At 47.2% G+C, this 20,530-nt stretch carries 16 protein-coding genes and 1 CRISPR repeat array; of the genes, 5 read left to right on the forward strand and 11 right to left on the reverse strand.

Features of this window, described 5'->3' with window-relative positions; genetic code table 11:
* Positions 1 to 12 precede the first annotated feature (12 nt).
* From H8K26_RS05575 to hsdR, 4 genes are all read right to left on the reverse strand, one after another.
* Positions 13 to 1,770, reverse strand: coding sequence for a restriction endonuclease subunit S (locus H8K26_RS05575; RefSeq protein ID WP_190477972.1), 1,758 nt, complete (start codon positions 1,768 to 1,770; stop codon positions 13 to 15).
* On the reverse strand, positions 1,771 to 3,240 hold the full coding sequence (locus H8K26_RS05580; RefSeq protein WP_190477974.1) for a type I restriction-modification system subunit M: 1,470 nt from the start codon (positions 3,238 to 3,240) through the stop codon (positions 1,771 to 1,773).
* Positions 3,241 to 3,251: 11 nt separating this feature from the next.
* Positions 3,252 to 4,073, reverse strand: a complete 822-nt coding sequence (locus H8K26_RS05585; RefSeq protein ID WP_190477976.1) for an HNH endonuclease — start codon at positions 4,071 to 4,073, stop codon at positions 3,252 to 3,254.
* A 79-nt stretch (positions 4,074 to 4,152) separates the two neighbouring features.
* Positions 4,153 to 6,543, reverse strand: a complete 2,391-nt coding sequence (hsdR, locus tag H8K26_RS05590) for an EcoAI/FtnUII family type I restriction enzme subunit R (protein ID WP_190477978.1) — start codon at positions 6,541 to 6,543, stop codon at positions 4,153 to 4,155.
* Positions 6,544 to 6,883: 340 nt separating this feature from the next.
* Between hsdR and H8K26_RS05595 the strand changes: the two genes are divergently transcribed.
* Positions 6,884 to 7,456, forward strand: coding sequence for a recombinase family protein (locus H8K26_RS05595; RefSeq protein WP_190477979.1), 573 nt, complete (start codon positions 6,884 to 6,886; stop codon positions 7,454 to 7,456).
* A gap of 114 nt (positions 7,457 to 7,570) precedes the next feature.
* On the opposite strand, the gene H8K26_RS05600 is transcribed toward H8K26_RS05595, so the two are convergent.
* Positions 7,571 to 8,818: a type II toxin-antitoxin system HipA family toxin gene (locus H8K26_RS05600; protein WP_190477981.1), complete on the reverse strand. Its 1,248-nt coding sequence runs from the start codon at positions 8,816 to 8,818 to the stop codon at positions 7,571 to 7,573.
* On the reverse strand, positions 8,802 to 9,140 hold the full coding sequence (locus H8K26_RS05605; protein ID WP_190477983.1) for a helix-turn-helix domain-containing protein: 339 nt from the start codon (positions 9,138 to 9,140) through the stop codon (positions 8,802 to 8,804). The genes H8K26_RS05600 and H8K26_RS05605 overlap by 17 nt, the downstream gene beginning before the upstream one ends.
* Positions 9,141 to 9,716: 576 nt before the next feature.
* Between H8K26_RS05605 and H8K26_RS17935 the strand changes: the two genes are divergently transcribed.
* Positions 9,717 to 9,854, forward strand: a complete 138-nt coding sequence (locus H8K26_RS17935; RefSeq protein ID WP_317889262.1) for a TA system antitoxin ParD family protein — start codon at positions 9,717 to 9,719, stop codon at positions 9,852 to 9,854.
* Positions 9,855 to 9,860: 6 nt separating this feature from the next.
* Positions 9,861 to 10,142, forward strand: a complete 282-nt coding sequence (locus H8K26_RS05615) for a type II toxin-antitoxin system RelE/ParE family toxin (protein ID WP_190477985.1) — start codon at positions 9,861 to 9,863, stop codon at positions 10,140 to 10,142.
* A 221-nt stretch (positions 10,143 to 10,363) separates the two neighbouring features.
* Here H8K26_RS05615 and H8K26_RS05620 read toward each other — a convergent pair whose 3' ends face one another.
* The 3 genes from H8K26_RS05620 to H8K26_RS05630 form a co-directional block, all read right to left on the reverse strand.
* Positions 10,364 to 10,858 (reverse strand): hypothetical protein, encoded by a 495-nt coding sequence (locus tag H8K26_RS05620; RefSeq protein ID WP_190477987.1) that lies wholly within the window; start codon positions 10,856 to 10,858, stop codon positions 10,364 to 10,366.
* 62 nt (positions 10,859 to 10,920) lie between these two features.
* Positions 10,921 to 11,256, reverse strand: coding sequence for a hypothetical protein (locus H8K26_RS05625; RefSeq protein WP_190477989.1), 336 nt, complete (start codon positions 11,254 to 11,256; stop codon positions 10,921 to 10,923).
* Between the two features lie 14 nt (positions 11,257 to 11,270).
* On the reverse strand, positions 11,271 to 11,690 hold the full coding sequence (locus H8K26_RS05630) for a hypothetical protein (RefSeq protein WP_190477991.1): 420 nt from the start codon (positions 11,688 to 11,690) through the stop codon (positions 11,271 to 11,273).
* Positions 11,691 to 11,765: 75 nt separating this feature from the next.
* On the opposite strand from H8K26_RS05630, the gene H8K26_RS05635 reads away from it, so the two are divergent.
* A complete protein-coding gene (locus H8K26_RS05635; protein WP_190477993.1) occupies positions 11,766 to 12,188 on the forward strand; it encodes a MerR family transcriptional regulator in 423 nt (140 codons plus the stop codon).
* Positions 12,189 to 12,250: 62 nt separating this feature from the next.
* Positions 12,251 to 14,605, forward strand: a complete 2,355-nt coding sequence (locus H8K26_RS05640) for a VIT domain-containing protein (protein WP_190477995.1) — start codon at positions 12,251 to 12,253, stop codon at positions 14,603 to 14,605.
* 134 nt (positions 14,606 to 14,739) lie between these two features.
* A CRISPR array of direct repeats spans positions 14,740 to 18,430; the repeat unit is 28 nt; unit sequence TTTCTAAGCTGCCTGTGCGGCAGTGAAC.
* Between the two features lie 499 nt (positions 18,431 to 18,929).
* Here the strand turns inward: H8K26_RS05640 and cas6f are convergent.
* Positions 18,930 to 19,532, reverse strand: a complete 603-nt coding sequence (gene cas6f / locus H8K26_RS05645) for a type I-F CRISPR-associated endoribonuclease Cas6/Csy4 (RefSeq protein WP_190477997.1) — start codon at positions 19,530 to 19,532, stop codon at positions 18,930 to 18,932.
* A 13-nt stretch (positions 19,533 to 19,545) separates the two neighbouring features.
* Positions 19,546 to 20,529 (reverse strand): type I-F CRISPR-associated protein Csy3, encoded by a 984-nt coding sequence (csy3, locus tag H8K26_RS05650; protein WP_190477999.1) that lies wholly within the window; start codon positions 20,527 to 20,529, stop codon positions 19,546 to 19,548.
* Position 20,530 lies beyond the last annotated feature (1 nt).

A 20,530-nucleotide genomic window follows, 5' to 3' on the forward strand; every position in this document is an offset into this window, starting at 1 on the left:
ATATTCAATTTCTTAGCGTGCTGTATTTCTAACGAGTATTTCGGCGATTTTCATTTTTTTCTGACTTTCAGTAACAATATTCGATCTGAGTTGGTCGCAGATGGACAAGATCTTAAGTACACTTAAAACTATTCGTCGCTGTTCTGAAAGTGGTGCGACAGGTACTAAGAGTTCCTCCCATTTTGATTTATTTATGATTGGTGTTGCTGATCCTGACGAAAATTGAATCAACTTCGATTGAAAACTGTTTGTCATCATTGCGATATGAACATATTTACTTTCAACCAAAATAGGGGATAAGCAATTAATTTGTTGATTGAATCCCAGTTCCTTATCGACCAAAGCAGATTTTCCAATCGAACCTCCAATGCATACCATCAAAATATCTCCAATATTTGCCATTGATGTTTCTGCCTTTCCGACCTCTGAGATACATTTTTCAGCAGGTAAAAGTTCGCATGATGGCGTGATTTGTCCAGGTCCAATAAATGGAATAACGCCATCATAAAAGGCTGGAACTTGCGTACTTGGTGTGCGCCCCGTGCAGGTCATCCCCAACATTTCTAATCGTGCCCATTGCCACCCGTGGGGCAAAGCAAATTCCGTGTCTTCCTCAATGATTAGATTTGACGCCCTTCCTTTTTTTGACCTTCCCTCAGCAACCAACTTAGCTTTCTCAACCTGTATCCGCTTAAGTAACTCATTAGCGGGCTCATCGTTCGGGTCTTGTGGTACGAGCTTGCCCATGACTGCTAGTTGTAGCAGGGTTTGTTTGAGGGCGTCTATGCTGGATTCTGTGGTGAATAGGGTGTCGAAGTGCGTGGCGATGCGTTGCCAGTTGGCGTTGAAGTCTTCTGCGTCTTGCGATTGCGTGAGCGTGCTTAACAAGTGGCTGACGAGCTGTTCGTGGGCGTCGGCGGCGTTGTTGTGTTGGGCTTCTAGTTGGTCGCATAGCGCCATTAGTTCGTCTACTTTGGCGACTATGCGGTGTTGTTCCTTTATTGGTGCCAATGGGGTCAATGACAGTCGAATCAAACCGATATTAAGAGTTGGCTGTGCTAGGGTCTTTGTATCGCCAATAAAGTTATCTTGCATGAATCGACTTTGCAGTAGTAGAGCAACATAAGCTTTACACACGTGATCAGTAACTTTAATTCTGCATATTGCCCTCGCAATATTGGCGCCCTTCCAACTTTCTGGAGCTATACCTAATTTTCCGATGCTGCCAACTACTCCCATGAGAATTTCGCCACCCTCCAGTCGAGTTCGTTCATATTGAGCATCTATCTCTCTACTAATCGACTTCTCTGGCTTAAACGGGGGATTCTTAATGTCTAAATCGGCAATTCGCACAAATGGGATACCTTCTTTTTCATCACTGCCGGGCACAAGTACGCCATACGAAATTGAATAGGCTGGATCGACTATGTCATTGAATCTTACCCATTCCCAACCATACGCTAAATCAAATGGATTTTCACTTTCAACATTTGCTGCCAGCGGCTTGTCTTTTTTGATCTTACCGTCAGCAGCCAGCTTAGCTTTCTCATCCTGTATGCGCTTCAACAATTCACTAGCAGGTTCATCATTCGGATCTTGCGGTACCAACTTCCCACGCACAGCCAATTCCAAAATCAACTCACGCAATTTCTTAATGCCATACACGCTGTTTGCATTACCGGAAGCGCGTCCACGTCCCGACTTTTTCTCGGTGTCTGCTGCTGTCCAAATATCGAGATGATCGGTGATTAGTTTATGTACTGCGCTCATTTATTCCTCACCCTGAAATGCTTTGGTCAAGATATCTTTGAGCTGTTTGCGTAGGCCGCTGATCTCGGCTTGCATGCTTGCGTATTGCGCCAACAATTGTTCAGGGTCGTGCACTTCTTGTTCGCCTACGTGCGGGTTTTTGCAGTCGAGGTTGTAGTTGCGCGCTTTGATGTCGTCTATGCTGACTTTCCATGCTTGGCTGTTTTCCGTACGGGTACTGAAGCCATCCGTTTCTTTGCCCCACCACGCGCGTTCTGCTGCGAACTCTTCTATCTTCATCGGCTTGGTTTTGTTATAGCTCTTTACGCCCTCTGGGTAGGGGTGTTCGTAAAACCAAATGTCCTGTGTGGGTTTGCCTTTGCTGAAAAACAGTAGATTGGTTTTGATGCCAGTGTAGGGTGCGAACACGCCATTCGGTAAGCGCACGATGGTGTGCAGATTACATTCTTCTAGCAGCTTTTCTTTGATGCGGGTTTTGATGCCTTCGCCGAATAAGAAACCGTCTGGTAAAACGAGGGCGGCGCGGCCATTGGCTTTGAGCATTTGCATGATCAATACCAAAAACAAATCGGCCGTCTCGCGGGTGCGAAAGGCGGCGGGGAAGTTGGATTCGATGCCGTCTTCTTCCATGCCACCAAATGGTGGATTAGTCACGATGACATCGACGCGCTGTTGCGGCCCCCAACTGATCAGCGGGTAAGACAGGGTGTTGTCATGGCGGATGTTGATCGGGGTGTCGATGCCGTGCAAGATCATATTGGTGGTGCAGAGCAAATGCGGCATGGGTTTTTTTTCTATGCCCAAGATACTGTTTTGCAATTGCGTTTCGTCGTCGACGGTTTTGACGTCTTGGCTGCGGATGTGTTCGATCGAGCAGGTTAAGAAACCGCCTGTACCACAGGCTGGGTCCATCACTTTTTCACCAAGGCGTGGGTTGACCATTTGCACCATGAATGCGGTGACGGCGCGGGGTGTATAGAATTCGCCTGCATTGCCTGCTGCCTGCAGATCACGCAGTAATTGTTCGTACATGTCGCCGAACAGATGGCGCTCTTGCGCTTTGTTGAAATCGACGCCTTCTTGAATTTTGTTGATGACCTGGCGTATGAGTTGGCCGGACTTCATGTAGTTGTAGGCATCTTCGAATACCGAGCGGATCACGAAGGCGCGCTGATCGTCCCCTCTGGCTTCTAGTTTTTGTAGCGCTGGGAACAAGTCAACATCAAGAAACTGTTTGAGTTCGTCGCCGGTCATGCCTTCGGCATTGGCCGCCCAATTCCGCCAGCGATATTGCTCTGGTAAAGGGGATACGTAGTTGTCTTGCAGCAGCTCCCATTCTGATTCGCGGTCATCAAAGATTTTGAGGAATAACATCCAGACTAATTGGCTTAAACGCTGTGCGTCGCCGTCAACGCCTACGTCTTTGCGCATGATGTCTTGGATGGATTTGATGGTGCTGGAAATGCTCATGGTGTTCTTTTCTAAAATTGATGTATGCGGCGATGTTCTGCCAAGTATGTTTGATGTCGATTTTCGCATTTCCTCAGCTTCATATTGTGATGAATGCCGAGTTTTGACAACGAATCTTGATCTAAGATGTCCGACTTGATGAGGACATTGCCTTTATCATCAAAGCTGATAAATCCTTGATCAAATGCGAGGTCGAGATTTGGGCTAAGAAGTAGACCATTGAAGTGATCCAAGCGTTCTATGTTGTTTGCGCTTCGCCATGGCTTTATATGTGACGCACGTAGTAATTTCTGAATCGCACATCCAGTCACTGCGCAAGATTTCCAATAATTGATCAAGTCGGCTCGGAAAATGCCTTGTCCAAGCCTGGCGTCAACGATCGATTTTCTCGTTGTTTCAGGAAGAGTTTCAAGAAAACTTGAAAGCAAAGTTATGTCTTCATACGATGACTGTGGGACATCTTGTCTACCAGATAAAACATTAATAATTTTCTTGAGATGACTGATCGACTCAACATCTACTGCGACCCCGTTTTGTTTTCGGCCAGATTCCGGTTCTTCAAAACCTCTCATATTATGATTTACGTATAGAAGATTTGATGACCCAACACACTCTTGAAGTTTAGTAAAAAGAGGTGAGCTCTTTATGGACCAACGTAAAACTAATGGTTGCTTATACATTGGGGTTTTGGGATCAGTTTTGAACTCTTTGTATCTTTTTACAAACACCAAAAGACCTTCAGCGTTTCTATAACCTCCCGCATGCGCATTATCAACTTCTAGCGTAAAACCCTCAGCTTTTAGCGCTAATTCAATTTCAATTGAATTCAACATTTTCCTAATTTTTGGCAAATTCGAGGTCATCAAAGTAAATTGGACTTTCTAATAAATCTGGGACAATGAGATAACTTTATTACGCATATAAATTGAGTTCTAGCTCATGCAGTGCCGCCATGTAGGCGGGTTTTCCACCGAAGGCGGATACCAATTCGCTGGCGGTGCCCATGTTTTTGAACGGGTCTAGCGTGAGGATTTTAATGTCTTCGATGTTCTCTATGCCTGTGTCAGCGTATTTTTCTAACAGGATTTCTAATACCTGTCTGGCTTGCTCGCCGTATTTGGTGAAGTAATTACGTTTCTTCACTTGATCGGCGCGTTCACGGCGGGTGAGTGGTGGTTGATCGAAGGCGACGTGACAGATTAAATCGAAAGCGTCGAAGTCTTTGCCGACATCTTGTGCGAGTGCTTCTAACAAAACGCCGTGTTGTTCTAGCTCTTGGAGGATGGCGCTCTTGCGTCCTGCTTTGCTCCAACGCAGCAAGAATTGATCGAGCGAGGAGTAATCTTTGCGTATGGTCTGTCGGGTGTAATCTTTGAGTGACTCGGTGATGAGCTTGCCATCTGGCCCCATGTATTGCACCCGCTCTGAAGTGACATAGACATCGACATCGCCGACGATGTATTTGACGCGGCCTTGGCGTACTTCATCGTCGCCTAATTGGGTTTGGCTTTCATCGTAGGCGAAGGGATCTTGGTCTTCGGGATAGGCAGGCGCGATAGGATTGCCATGTTCGTCTAAAGCGATTTCGACGACTTCATCCGGTGGTACTGGAGAGTCTGCGCCCTTTGGTTCGTAGATGATTACTGGCTCGCCATCAAAGTCTTTGTCGGCAAATAGCTCGGTCGCCTTTTTAAAGTCCATGATGGTGAACCAGTATTTGTTGTAGTCCTCGTTGATGCGCGTGCCACGGCCTATCATCTGTTTGAACTCGGTCATGGATTTGATGTGCTGATCTAGCACCACCAATTTACAAGTTTGTGCATCGACACCTGTCGTCATGAGCTTGGACGTGGTGGCGATGACGGGGTAGCGCTCTTCTGGGTTGATGAAGTTATCCAACTCGACTTTGCCTTCTTTTTCATCGCCTGTGATGCGCATGATGTATTTGCGACTTTCTTTCACTCGCTCTGGATTGAGGTTGACCAGCGCTTGGCGCATGCGTTCGGCGTGGTCGATGTCATCGCAAAAGACGATGGTTTTGGCGTAAGGATCTGTTGCTGTGAGAAATTCGGTGATCTTTTTCGCGACCAACTCTGTGCGTTTCTCTAGCACTAGCGTTCTATCCATATCGACTTGATTGTAGATACGGTCTTCGATCTCTTGACCATGCTTGTCGAGCTGGCCTTTGCTCGGTCGCCAACCTTGCAGGTCTTTGTCGATATCAATACGCACCACTTTATACGGCGCGAGGAAACCATCTTCGATTCCTTGCTTGAGGGTGTAGCTATACACCGGATCACCAAAATAATTGATGCTGGAAACTTCTTTAGTTTCTTTGGGTGTAGCGGTTAAGCCTACGTGCGTGGCGTTGCTGAAATAAGTCAAAATAGAGCGCCAAGCAGAATCCTCAGCGGCACTGCCACGGTGACATTCGTCAATCACGATCAGATCAAAGAAGTCTGGCGTGAATTGTTTGTAGATGTTTTGTTCTTCTTCTGAGCCTGTGACCGCTTGATATAGGCAGAGGTAAATCTCATAGCTCTTATCGACTTGACGCTTGCTGATCTTGGTCATGGCCGCGCCAAAGGGTTTGAAATCATTGTTCTTGGTTTGATCGACCAAAATGTTGCGGTCAGCTAGAAACAAGATGCGTTTCTTGGTGCCGGATTTCCATAGACGCCAGATGATTTGGAATGCCGTATAGGTTTTACCGGTGCCGGTTGCCATGACTAGCAGTACGCGTTGCTGTCCTCGGGCGATCGCTTCAACGGTATTGTTGATCGCATTGGCTTGATAGTAGCGCGGCGCGCGGCCAGTGCCATCGTCGTAGTAAGGCATTTCTACGGTTTGGATCGCTTCTGGTGTGGCGATGCCTTTCCAAACGCAGTAGCGTTGCCATAGTTCGGATGGGGTTGGGAACTGTGCGAGACTAATCTCGATCTCAGTTTTTGCGGCATTGCCTGTACGGTCGTGGAACTGAAATGCGTCGCCGTTTGAGCTGAAGACAAATGGCACACCTAAGGTTTCTGCGTAATTTAAGGCTTGCTGCATACCATCGCCAACATTGTGTTTGTTGTCTTTGGCTTCGATGACGGCGATAGGGATATTTTTCTTGTGGTAGAGAATGTAGTCCGCGCGTTTTTGTTCACCACGTGTGTGCAACTTACCACGCACAATAATACGGCCTTTGGTAAAGCTGACTTCTTCTCGAATTTGGGTGTGCAAATCCCAGCCAGCGTGCAGAATGGCTGGGGTAATGTATTTGCTGCAGATATCGCGTTCAGAAAGCGCTTTTTTACTCATAGGCGGTCATAAAGTACATCGTACGTAGGGAGAAATTCGATTGTACTTGGTAAGGTGATAATTTTGCGTGTTCTACATCTATATTTTGATATTTTGAAAACACATCTAGTTTTAGCGAATGAAGTTTGCGTTTAGCAGATAATGTGGTTCTAAACCTAGAATTAGGGGCGGAGAAATTTCGTTGGCGAGTTGTTCATAAATGACCGTTTTTGAACGGTAGTATTACGTTCTCTCTTTTGTGTTCATAAAATAGGTATTGATTATATGAACATGTTCATATATATTTTATGCCTTATTGAACATTAAAGCCTCCTGTTGGGCGGTTTGAAGAAGAGGGGATATGGCAACTTTTGCTTATGGACGAGTTAGTACTAAAGATCAAACAACTGAGAATCAGAAACATGAAATTGAGGCACAAGGCTACCGCATCGATTATTGGTTTGCAGATGAAGGAGTCAGCGGTAAGGTGCCTGCTAGTCAACGACCTCAGTTTAGCAAGATGCTTGGGCAAATTAGAGATGGTGAAACATTAATTGTTTCTAAGCTTGATCGTTTAGGTAGGGATGCTCAAGATGTTGGCGCAACTATCAAAGCTATGGCTAGTCGTAAAATTGAAGTGATCGTTCTTCAGCTTGGAAAACTTGACCTGACTTCTCCAGCCGGAAAATTGATGCTGAATATGTTGGCCGCCGTTGCTGAAATGGAGCGGGACTTATTAGTTGAACGCACTCAAGCTGGGCTGGCACGTGCAAAAGCTGAGGGTAAGGTGCTTGGTCGGCCAACGAAAACCAATGATGAACAACGAGAGCAAATAATTAGTCTTCATAAGCAGGGAGCGTCAATCAGCTCGTTAGCGCGAAATTACGGTATTTCGCGAGCGAGCGTAATGAGAATTACAGGAGCTTTATCTTGATCCTGACCAATTCGATTAGCACTATCGGTGGCTTTATTTTGGTGCAAACTGAACCAAGTAGTTTTCTTGCGAGTGCCTTGCCTGTTTCCTTTCTCGATGGTTTGCGAAGCGATCTTATGCTTTTAGGATGGCAATATTCTCCCGCATACGCGCACGGAGCAACTCTTGCCACTCTGGCTCCAGCCAGTGTACAACTTGGTCGAAACCGTTGAAGATGCGCATCAGTAGCGCATCAAGATAGGCGCTAGCCTCGTCACTGTTGTCGAAACCAAAACGATGGGCATCGGCCAACACTGCTGAGCGGGAAATATCGAAACGCCCGGTTGACAGTTGTAGTGTCAACGTGCGTGGTGTCTCAACCGGATTAGGTACGACATCGAAAGCGGGTGCCAAGCGCCAGCGCCGCTGCTCGTGTTTGTACACAACCGCATGATTTCGAACATGGTCATCGTCATTTCCGCACACGGCGTTGAAAACCATGCGGCCAAACAGCTCGCGCCTATCCTCAACCGGAGCACCTATGATGCGCAGCTCCTCCGCCAAGCGCGGATAGCTCCAGAGGGCGGTTTGCGTGAGCTTGTCCGGATACTCTGCCTGCAGCAGGGAGGCTGCACTGACACACATCAAGCGACGGCTTCCGATTCGGTCATAGCGAAGTACGCGCACTGCACTGTGACCCTCCGTCGCAGGATGCAGAACAGTTGCTGCGAAATCCAAACCGCTTGCCACTCCCCATTGCTGGCCGACATGCTCAAGGGAAGGAATATCAGCAATATCGCTGGCTATCCTAGGCTTGACTAGCCAGTACTGTCCCTCATCGTCTTGCACAGTCGCCTTCGGTCGGGCTCCGCCCACGCTGGCAGTTTGTACCAGACGTCGGCGAAGTCGAGCGTCGACCGCCGGCCGTTGCGCGCTCATGGCGGCCAATTCTTGCACCAATAGCGGTAGCTGGAGTAACTTCGGATGGGACAACTGCGCCACCGAAGGAGTGGGTTTTGTACCTACAGCGAGTGCGCCCCAGCGGTCAGCGTTGTTGGCCAGAATCAGATATCGTTCCAGAGGCGTGCCTTCTGACAGATTGTGTTCTCGCCTGAGTAGCGCTTGGCCCCAGGAATCAGGACAAGCGTCTCGCAGCACATCGTGCAGACCATTGTAGCGGGGCGCTGGCCGATCGTCCTCCGGACGAAACGGTAAGTTGACGGGGTCAATCGCCCAAGTGAGGCTTGCATCGACATAACTTGGGGCGTACTTGAACCTGCCAGCACCTGCCGCGGGTCCTGCAAGGTAGCGTCCGACCGTGACCCATTCTTCATTGTCCGGACGCTGCAAATAAATATACAAAGGCTTAGAAGTATTCAGCATCTTCTTCGCCTCCTTGTTCTTGTCGGCTCAGCTTTACTCTACGATGTGGCGTGTCGGACCACAGGGTTGATGCCAGCGCAGGTGTTGCTTCATCCATCACGCCCAGAATCAGTAGTGCAGAGAGGTATGCGCCAGCAGCGGTGCCTGGGTCGCCTCGTTCCATGCGGCGTAAGGTAGCCTCTGAAATGCTCATGCGCGCGCACAAGTCGGCAGCCGTGATGCGTTGGCGTAAGCGTTGCGTATGGATGCAGCGCCCCCAAGTAATCAGGCGCTCCCCCACCAAAGTTGGTACCGTATCCGTGTTCAAGAGCTTTTTAGGCATGCACAAAACCCCTCATAAAAAGTGTATTGTAGATCATAATATGATTTTTATGAGGGCTTTTCAATGTGGTGACAATTGCGAATGACTGGTAATGCAGGATAACCTCTCGTATACAGGGGCACCAAAAAGAATAGCCACATTCGTTTTCGGAACTGAGCGCGTCATTCAAGGCGGGCTATACAATAAAGACTGAGGTTCCTGTAATCCTCCCATAAAATCGAGCCGCGTATTATTAGCGTTTTGAGGTAATGAAATAATCAATATTAAGTTGGTGTCATCCCGTTGAGTGAATTGTGTGGACATTGGCCTTTGTAGTCGTTCATCCACAATTCCGCTGAAAGCTCTTAAACACTTACATATCCAATGCGCCTTGGCAGTAGCTGCACTTATGTGCTCAATATTCGGTGAGCGTCAACACACTGACGTATGATTTTTTCTGATGATCGGGTTATTAAAAGATGCCAATGGTTGTAATCGGTAACCTTTTAAATGATGATGTGATTATCGTAAATAAAAGGGGAAAACCATGGGTGTTGTCGTAAAACTATCTAACGAGTTAATTTCACTGGCACAACCATACGCAACTGTTGGGCAAGACTTGGAAAAGCGGCAGAGGATAATCCAGACCTTCCAGCCGCATTTATCCGTGATGTGATGCTATCTGAAGCGGAAGCTAATGCCGGACAGCTTACTGATTATAAATTCGGGGTGTGATTGACGATGGAAATTAAAGTAACACCGTCATTCACCCGATCAATTAAGAAGTTACACGAACGGGATAAGCTGACACTTGATGATGCGATTAACGAAATTGTGAAAAATCCTCATATCGAAACGCAGAAGAAGGGGGATTTATCAAAAATCCTGGTTCACAAGTTTAAGATAAACAAGCAAGAAGCTTTGCTTTTATATAAGTTAGAGCCAAGTCGAGATAATCCGGAAGTGCTTGTGTTGGTTCTACTAGGTCCGCATGAGAATTTCTATCGGGAGTTGAAGCAATAATTCAAGAAGTCAGAAACTCTGCAGATGACGCACGATGACGCCGACATGCCCGTCAATACGTCGTATCAGCTAACGCCCGAAGCGAACATAGGCAATCATCCGCAGAGGTTGTTAAATTTATGCAAATAGAATGATGCTGTCAATAAAAATTAAGTTGAAAACGGAAAACTACATTACTTCGTTATGTGCAACGTGGTTTCTGACCTTGATTCTGTGTAGAGCTACTTCATTTTTTGCATAGACGGCGACTTGGCGAGAGTTGCAACGCTAAATATGATTAAGCCTGACGCTGTCATCATCAGACATATAGCTTCAGTGCCGCTCAATGCGCCGTAAGTTGTCTGTGCAATTTGCCATTGGGATTGCGGCATTCTCATATCAAGGTGGTACATGCCATCAAGGAATAAGTGAGATAGTGTGCCGAAAAACGCGGAAAACAATAAGACTGGAAGATTGACCTCTGCCTGCGTATATCTGGCAGGGCGAATGCGCTCCCACGCAATCCATAGTCCAGCAGCAAGTAATGATATGGCGATCGCCGCTGGGAGATTGTGAGTCAGTACATGCAAGTCTTCTTGTGACTGCGTGAACATTTTATATCCCGGCTCAATGTCGATGAGCACTTGAGATAAGGTAAATACCATCAGGGAAAAACGCTTCCGTAGTACTGATTTGGCGAGAATTCCTGCGCCTAAATGAAAGGGAGTAAAGGGCATAAATGGAGACTGGATGATGTTGGTAAATTTCAGAGTTATTGATCAATTTTTATTTAAGCAATTTAATCTAGCTGCCACTGTTTGACTGATCGCACAAGATTATTCTCTGTCGTGATTTCGCATATGCTGCGATCAAACGCAAAAAATCCATGGAATGCGGCAATAAATTTGTGCTGGTTGTTGTCATCTACAAAGAAGACTGACATTCTTGGGTCAGCACCGAAGGAAATAGCTTTCTCTTTTATTCCATTATCTGGCGAGTTGATGACAACGGAGTTGCAGAATGCAGCACTTGCTTTGCTTGCTTGCCGCTTTTCATAAGTGCCAAACGCTACCAGCGTTGCAAATAAGCTGACGATCACAATCACACCTTTAGATATATTTTTTAAATAATTCATAGAGTTTTCTATCTTCACGTCATTCTTGCATTGACGATGGCGCGCCAGAGTTCCGCAAGTGATCCGTTAAATCCCCAGATTATTGCGCAGCTAAAGTACAAGCCGGTGGAGGCGAGCAGGTTTTCATAACGGATCATAGTGTTGCCGAGGAGGGTGTGATAAACCCAGTAGCAGCCATCTACCGACCAATACCAGGCAAAAATGGCACCGACAATCGGCCATGATAATTTTCTTTCGCGGTAGCTCTTCAGTATTGTCCTGATGCACCATGGAGCACTCAGGTACGTCGAAAAGCCCATTAAAAAGCAGATGCCGATATCCCAGTCGTTGAATTGATAATGAATCGCACCCCAGATCAGCCAGCTCATACCCACCGCTAAGGTCAGTAGTTTCCAGGGGCGCAGCACGTCTGCAAGATACAAGGTTTGATGCATGGAATCGCTTTCACGTATAGCGGGTAGGGTTGGTGAAGGTTGATTATATACAGTTAAAGTGTTTTAATGTTATGTATGAATAAAACGACTCCTACCTCGCCGGAAGAATTTACGCTTGCAGATCTTTGTGTTCTTGCTGATTTGCCAGTTCGCACCGTGCGTTATTACGTGCAGATTGGTTTGGTGGATAAGCCACATGGGGAAACACGTGCCGCCAGATATCGTACTCATCATCTTGAGCAACTGCTGCTTGTTAAAAAGTGGACCGCTGCCGGAGTATCGCTTGACCGGATTCGTGAACTCTTACATGGCGAAGATCCACCCGTTCCGGCAAAACCACACGCCGCTGGCAGCATAGAAGTCCGCAGTCATCTGACAGTAGCGAATGGCATTGAGATCGTGATTGAGCCAGGGCGCGCTGGTTTAACGCCAGAACAGGTTCGGGAATTCGTGCGTAGTGTGATGCAGGCCTATGCTGCTCTGGTTGAAAAACATTAAGTGCTGTTCCGCAATCGAGTTTTTTGCTCTTTTAAATATCAATGTGTATGTAAGGAAAAGAGATGAATACGCTTCAGCATGCCAGCCTGAAAACGACGAGTGGTAAAGAGTTCATACTAGAAAGTATTCGCATGAGCGGCGACGTGCGAGGCCTGATGCTCGACATGCAGATGACGCAACAGTTTTATAACCACATGTCCTCCCATGCCGAAGTGATTTATACCTTCCCATTGCCGTGGGGCGCGGTCTTGCTGAGCGTTGAAGTGACTCTCGGAGAGAAAAAACTGACGGGTATCGTGGTCGAGAAAAAACAGGCTGAAGCCGGGTATGAGGAAGCGCTGTCGTCCGGCGACACCGCAGTGATGCTCGAAAAAAATTCCGACCACAGTTATAGCCTGAATTTCGGAAATCTTGCGCCGAAAGAGCACTGCAGCATCTTTATCCGGTACGCACAAACACTGCAATTTGAACAGAGCGGCTTGCGTTTGTTGATTCCGACCGTGATCGCGCCGCGCTATGACGGCAGTAAATCCTATGTGCCGAAGAGATCAGATATTCCCGAATATCTGGTACCTCGACATACTTTGGCGGCTGACTATCCCTTCGACATCGAACTTCGGCTGCACGACGTGCTCGCACAGGCACGAATTGCGTCACCCAGTCATCCGGTGGCGCTGAAAAGCCGGGATGGCACTGCTTACATATCTCTGAGTCGGCAGGGGACCTTAGATAAAGATTTTGTATTGGTATTGGATCAGCTTTCTGATAACGCGGTCGTCGCTATCGGGCCAGATTATGTCAATGCCGAGCGACATGTCATGCTGGCCAGTTTTTATCCTCAGATTCCACAAAATGCGAATGCAAAGGTTTCGGTAAAAATTCTGGTTGATTGTTCTGGCTCAATGGCCGGTGACAGTATTGCTTCAGCGCGCCGGTCATTACAGTCGATTGTGGACAATTTGACCGATGGTGATCGCTTTTGCCTCAGTCGCTTCGGTAATCACGTAGAACATCGCTCACGTGCAATGTGGAAGTCAGCGCCAGCGAGTAAAGCTGCCGCACAGCGTTGGATAGATGGGCTTGAGGCAGATTTAGGCGGCACTGAAATGGAGGCAGCACTCAGTTCTACTTTTGAGTTGAATGATCAGTTACAGAGTGATGTTTTACTGATTACGGACGGTGATATCACCGATATAACGAGTGTCATTCTTTCTGCTAAAAAATCCGGACACCGGTTATTCATTGTTGGCGTCGGTAATAGTCCTGCTGAGAGTCACTTGTGTCTGCTGGCTGATGCGACAAAAGGTGCTTGTGACTTTGTTGCGACTAGCGAAGCCGTTGAACCAGCGGTTTTGCGCATGTTCAACCGCTTACGTTCACCGCATTTCGACACAATAACCTGTGTCTGGTCAGAAGAGTGCACCCCCATCTGGACCTCAGAAAACACGAGTACGCTGTTTGAGGGTGATACTTGTCATGTGTTTGCACTGTTTGCGCAAAAGCCCAAAGGGGCCTTGCAACTGCTTGGCCAGCGAGCGGGGAGTGCATTGCCGGAAGAGCTTGGAACACTCGATATGTCATCTGCGACGACTTCCGATCATCAATTGTCGCGAATGGCTGCCAACGCCAGACTGAATGCTTCAGCGTTAATCAGCCATGACAACGCTGAAGCAGAAAAAATCGCATTAGATTACCAACTGGTGACAGCGCATACTAATTTCCTGTTAATCCATGAACGGCCCGAGTCAGAGAAAGCGAGCGATATGTCGACTCTGTATCAAGTGAAACATATGGTACCGGTAGGCCATAGTGGAATAGGACAGACAAAAGTTTTCGATTCCGCGAGTTGCAAAGCAGCTGTGTACCGTCGAGAGTCAGTCAGCGATCGGATAAAGACTTCAGAATCTTTAGAATATTATGATCTCCCCGCCTTTCTCCGAAAAAAACCGGATGACACAGATAAGGCGTTTGAGTCACAGCATGTATATGTTGCGACTCGGGGATCAACCTTATCACCTTCGGGATTGCTGAGCTTGTTAGACGCCACACCAGATAGAGATTGGCTGATTAGCTTCAATGATTTGCGTGATCTTAAACTGAGCGATAGCGTGATTGATTGGTTAGAGTTCGTCGTCATGCCTGAATTTCCGTGGGCAACCGAAAGTCACATCGTTACCAGCTTCATTTATGCCGTGTCGAGGATGGACGCTTGTCGCCTTTTGCCCGGACAAACCAAAAAGAAAGCGGATATCCGGCCAATCTTCCAACGGTTCTTCAAAAAAAGCGGGCAGCCGTTACCTCAGAATGTCAGTCCACATGTCGATATGAAGATCGTCGAAGCAATACAGCATCTACTCAAAGGAATTCAACCGCAACAATGGCCGATTCAATTTAGTGATGCCCTTGATGATGCTTAAAATTCTTTCAAAAAATAGCTAAAGAGGTAATCTTTTCTGATCTGAATGACCTTGCCACAATAAATAGTGCTCCTGCGTCAAGTGTGACGCTGATTGGGGAGCATGATCTGTCTGCAAGCGCTGCATGAGTTTCATTTCTAAGCTGCCTGTGCGGCAGTGAACATTGAGTTTTCATGATTTCGTTTTCCTTTCGTTTTCTAAGCTGCCTGTGCGGCAGTGAACTTCCGAATGTAACCGTTCGACCTGCTCCGGTCTTTCTAAGCTGCCTGTGCGGCAGTGAACGTAAAACATCATCCAAAGAACTGACATGGCAATTTCTAAGCTGCCTGTGCGGCAGTGAACGACACCATGACCAGCCAAGAACAACGCCATCATTTCTAAGCTGCCTGTGCGGCAGTGAACTTTCGGATTTGGCACAGTCGCCATCGCATGCTTTTCTAAGCTGCCTGTGCGGCAGTGAACGACGCTTATTTCTACGCCCCGCGTACTTCAAATTTCTAAGCTGCCTGTGCGGCAGTGAACAACAGCAGGCAAACAGCAAGCTGCGGCAAACGTTTCTAAGCTGCCTGTGCGGCAGTGAACCACACAAGCGCATTGACGAGACCGGTGTCCACTTTCTAGCTGCCTGTGCGGCAGTGAACACACAAGAACAGAAGCAGGCGATGCTATCAACTTTCTAAGCTGCCTGTGCGGCAGTGAACATCATGTTTGATTACAAGGATTTATCCGGCAATTTCTAAGCTGCCTGTGCGGCAGTGAACAACGCAGTTTGATCGCTTTTGCCGTTGCGTCTTTTCTAAGCTGCCTGTGCGGCAGTGAACCTGGTTTGCTAAGTATCGGCTTGCAGCATAGCTTTCTAAGCTGCCTGTGCGGCAGTGAACCAAACGGGGCAGGGTAAAGGGCTGCTGATGAATTTCTAAGCTGCCTGTGCGGCAGTGAACTTTTGTGATCCCTTCCCATGCCGACAATCGCTTTTCTAAGCTGCCTGTGCGGCAGTGAACAAAATTTTCACCTAGTGCCGAGCCACCTAGCTTTTCTAAGCTGCCTGTGCGGCAGTGAACAGTGTTGGCCTTGCCGGTGAAGTTTTCACGTATTTCTAAGCTGCCTGTGCGGCAGTGAACTTCCTTATTTCATCATCAATCATGATCGTTATTTTCTAAGCTGCCTGTGCGGCAGTGAACTAGAATAGCGTGGGTCACTCAACTCACCCGAATTTCTAAGCTGCCTGTGCGGCAGTGAACGCTGTTTTGTCGTCGCTGCAACGCGGATAGTATTTCTAAGCTGCCTGTGCGGCAGCGAACTTTTGTGAAGCAAGGAAACGGCCAAACTTGCTTTTCTAAGCTGCCTGTGCGGCAGTGAACCTTGCGTTTCATCGCGGCGATTACATTGGGCATTTCTAAGCTGCCTGTGCGGCAGTGAACCTGAAATGCTAGAAGGCGTTGTCGTATCTGAAGTTTCTAAGCTGCCTGTGCGGCAGTGAACACATATCAACACTGGTGCGGTTGATCGAGGAATTTCTAAGCTGCCTGTGCGGCAGTGAACCAACCATTCATCGTTGCCTACTTCGACCACAATTTCTAAGCTGCCTGTGCGGCAGTGAACTGTCCAAACAAATAGCCTCAGCATCTTGATCTTTCTAAGCTGCCTGTGCGGCAGTGAACGATGAAACACTAATTGCTGCGGGGGGGGTGATTTTTCTAAGCTGCCTGTGCGGCAGTGAAAGTGATCAAGTGCATGACTGCGGCCGCCGTGCTTTTCTAAGCTGCCTGTGCGGCAGTGAACTTGCAAAAACAATTCCGACAACGACATTTACTTTTCTAAGCTGCCTGTGCGGCAGTGAACCTGGTACTGGTTCCGGTAATGGCTCAGGTTCATTTCTAAGCTGCCTGTGCGGCAGTGAACAACAGCTATGTCTTTTATGACCAAAGCTGTCTTTTCTAAGCTGCCTGTGCGGCAGTGAACTACAACGCATCAACCGGTGTTTATACCGTACCTTTCTAAGCTGCCTGTGCGGCAGTGAACTGGAATGAAGTTTTCGCCTTCAGCTCGATATGATTTCTAAGCTGCCTGTGCGGCAGTGAACTTCAGCAAAAAGCCCATCAAACGGCAACGCTGTTTCTAAGCTGCCTGTGCGGCAGTGAACACGCATAAACCGCAAAGTAATTTGCGTATGTTTTTCTAAGCTGCCTGTGCGGCAGTGAACGCAGCAGCGGCGACGGGAGCGAGTTCAATGAATTTCTAAGCTGCCTGTGCGGCAGTGAACAGGATCAGCCGTATATGGGTGTTTGGCTCAACGGTTTCTAAGCTGCCTGTGCGGCAGTGAACTCGTGCTTAGTGCGGCTTTCTTCTTCAAGCTCTTTCTAAGCTGCCTGTGCGGCAGTGAACGTAATGATTGGATTCCGCAAATGACTTGCGAATTTCTAAGCTGCCTGTGCGGCAGTGAACGGTACGCGGGCAGATTTTGATGCTCATAACAATTTCTAAGCTGCCTGTGCGGCAGTGAACAAAATTAAACAGCGGCGCTTCGCAAACTTTGCTTTCTAAGCTGCCTGTGCGGCAGTGAACTGGAACTACCGTTAGGATTCGCGCTGCCGTTATTTCTAAGCTGCCTGTGCGGCAGTGAACCTTTCCGGCAATTCAGAGTGTCGCTTGGTTATTTTCTAAGCTGCCTGTGCGGCAGTGAACTTCCGCAAAAAGCCCGTCAAACGGCAACGCGGTTTCTAAGCTGCCTGTGCGGCAGTGAACACTGACGCAGAACCATACGCACGAACAGAGTATTTCTAAGCTGCCTGTGCGGCAGTGAACCGTGGCGGTAATTTTCACATCGGTTTTGATCTTTTCTAAGCTGCCTGTGCGGCAGTGAACCATGTAAACGTACAGATCCGCCGTTTTTCACATTTCTAAGCTGCCTGTGCGGCAGTGAACAGGGCGCGGATTTAATAGCGGTAAGGGCGGTCTTTCTAAGCTGCCTGTGCGGCAGTGAACGCGGAAGGGTCAAAGAACGCCAATTTTGCAAATTTCTAAGCTGCCTGTGCGGCAGTGAACATTAAATTAAGCCCTGCAAATTTGTCTGTTCCTTTCTAAGCTGCCTGTGCGGCAGTGAACCCAGTCGTCAGCTTGTAAGAATTTTTGGTTTCTTTCTAAGCTGCCTGTGCGGCAGTGAACGCACCTCGTCGTAAGGCTTATCGCAAAATTGATTTCTAAGCTGCCTGTGCGGCAGTGAACGATCGCATAACGCACAAGCGGCATCGCGAAGCTTTCTAAGCTGCCTGTGCGGCAGTGAACTTCCCAGTGACTACGCACTTGCTCAACGTCTTTTTCTAAGCTGCCTGTGCGGCAGTGAACTCAGATTGAACCCACTCGTTCACTGGTACAGCTTTCTAAGCTGCCTGTGCGGCAGTGAACGCTTACCCATGTTTCGCTGAATTCTTCGATCATTTCTAAGCTGCCTGTGCGGCAGTGAACTCTGTTAACAGTAGCAAAAGAAGTAATTTCATTTTCTAAGCTGCCTGTGCGGCAGTGAACCACGTCATCGGCTGCTCACAATTTCCGGCGCATTTCTAAGCTGCCTGTGCGGCAGTGAACGTTGTCCTGCACCACTGGTGTGACCCAATCAATTTCTAAGCTGCCTGTGCGGCAGTGAACTATCGCCTATCCAGTTGGTGCCATCGGTCAATTTTCTAAGCTGCCTGTGCGGCAGTGAACAAGACAGTCGCGCGGTCACTCGGCGTCAAACATTTCTAAGCTGCCTGTGCGGCAGTGAACAGGCGTCAGGTGGATGGTTTCAACCTTTGATCTTTCTAAGCTGCCTGTGCGGCAGTGAACAGCATTCTACTAAGAAAAAATAAGTTGCAACAAACACTTAGCGCATTTTTTCGGTTTTTACCAATGATCTAAGGGTATGTTGCAACTTATTGATTTTTATATGATTTTTTTAAAGAGCAATTTGATTGGTATCAATTGGCGTCCGACCGTTTTGATTGAACACCTAAAAAATATGAACTTACTACTTGAGTTGCTTATTCGTGCCGCGTAACAAAATCGTCATTTGTGAGATAGCAAGCGCATTAGGTTTTTGCAATCGTTCAATCTGACTTAAACCTTCCGTTATGTAATGCGCATTCATCGACTCCAGATTTGCTAGACACACCAACTGATGCATATTCGCGTGGTCACGCATATTGCCTGTGAACGTAGGGGGGGGCAGTACGCCACTGTTGCGCCGTCACGCCAAATAAAGCGATATTGAGCAGATCGGCCTCCGTTGCAGACTTGTTGATCTAGGACTTGGAGTTTGGTTTTTATGGTGTGAGCGATCTTTAATTTAGAACCAAGGAACCGTGGCAGTTTTGCTTAATCCGTAACAATCAAACTTGCCCTCCGTTGATTCATCTACAAGCTCTCTCTCAATAAAAATCAAAAATTTAGCCGACTCTCGTAGCTCCAATCGCTTTTTAGTTTGCTGACTCTCCACATTAATAAAAGGTAACTTGCATTCATCAGACCGCCCCTCCTTTTTTAGATAGGCTAATACTTCGTCGTATGGCAGATCTAGATGATTAGCTCTACGTTCTGCCTTCTTTTCGATGGACTTAACAGGTTTTCGTTTAAAGCGAGCGTATTGCAAAACATTGGTTGGCACTAATTTAATCGGCTTAATATGACAGTAGTCACTCAGCCTATTTAACCAGCGATGAACGTCTAATTTTTGCAATACCTCCTCTGTGTTAGCCAACAGCCGCAGTTGATTACCCAAAGGAAAATCCTTATCACCATAATTGACGATCGAAAGCGCAACCGCGGATTCGTTGTCACCGATTTTGTTATCGACCAAAGCAATATGCAGTTGCTGAAAAACCTTTTGCCAGATGAATCCAAGGTTGGCTTCAGCGTCTGGTAAAAGGGTGATGTCGAGATAATATTTCATAACCGTCTCCTTTTTAACTCTCACCCTCACCAAACACACCACCACGAATAATCATCGCAACAACAAAGTGCTTGTTACTTTCGGAGATGTCTTTTCCATTTAGCCATTTAAGTAACAGCGTTTTAAAATCATCTTGACTTGAACGATATGCGACACCTCGTTGTGTTACTGAACCATATGCCTCTATCGCTATAGGCGTAGTTGCGTCTTTGTACCAATCGTCAATCGTCCTTAGCGCGTTACCAATTTTTTCACAGTGCATCGCTGCCTTACCATTCAAACTAAATAAATGGCGGCTCTTTTCGCCTTTAGGGGAATTTAAAACCATTTCTTGTGATGGCCAAACCCGTTGCCCTTCACCGAGTTTTACAAAGGCATTAATCGTTAAGAATGTATTCTCCCCAGAAAGCCCCGCTTTAATCAACTCGGCTAATGCATTAATCGAGATATGATCTGCCGTAGTTTTGTTCAACGAAAACTCATAAGCATTAAATTCCAATGGCGAACTTAAACTTGAATGCGAAACAAACACTTTAATATCTTGCGCTCCGACCCGATTGCGCCATAGAAAACGCCCATTCGCGATGTTATAGGCGTAACGCCTAGCAAGCTCACCAAGGCTCGTATCGGTATAAGCAGAAATTTCTTTACGATAGGCGTCTTCAAATTCTTTTTTATTACAAACAGATGGTCGTTCTAATCCCCTCACAACTCGCAAACTAAAGCTAACTTGTAAGGTGTCATTGTCATGCGCTAACGCGGCATCATCACCCCATGCAAGGTTGGCTTCTGCAATTTGCTTTTGCAGTTCTTCTTCGTTATCAAGAACTTCTTGCTTAAAGTTACTTTTCACCGCACGGTTACGGCGCTCAAAAAGTTCAATCGCTTGCCACTGTTTCTTGTCATTCATATTGACCCATAGCCCTGAATGCATGAGTGCATCAGAGGGCTCTAATTTGCGATCAAAAGCTAATACGCTTGGTAAGGTAATTGTCATA

This window comes from Cognatundibacterium aquatile (assembly GCF_014699135.1).
GTDB lineage: Bacteria > Pseudomonadota > Gammaproteobacteria > Burkholderiales > Burkholderiaceae_D > Undibacterium > Undibacterium aquatile.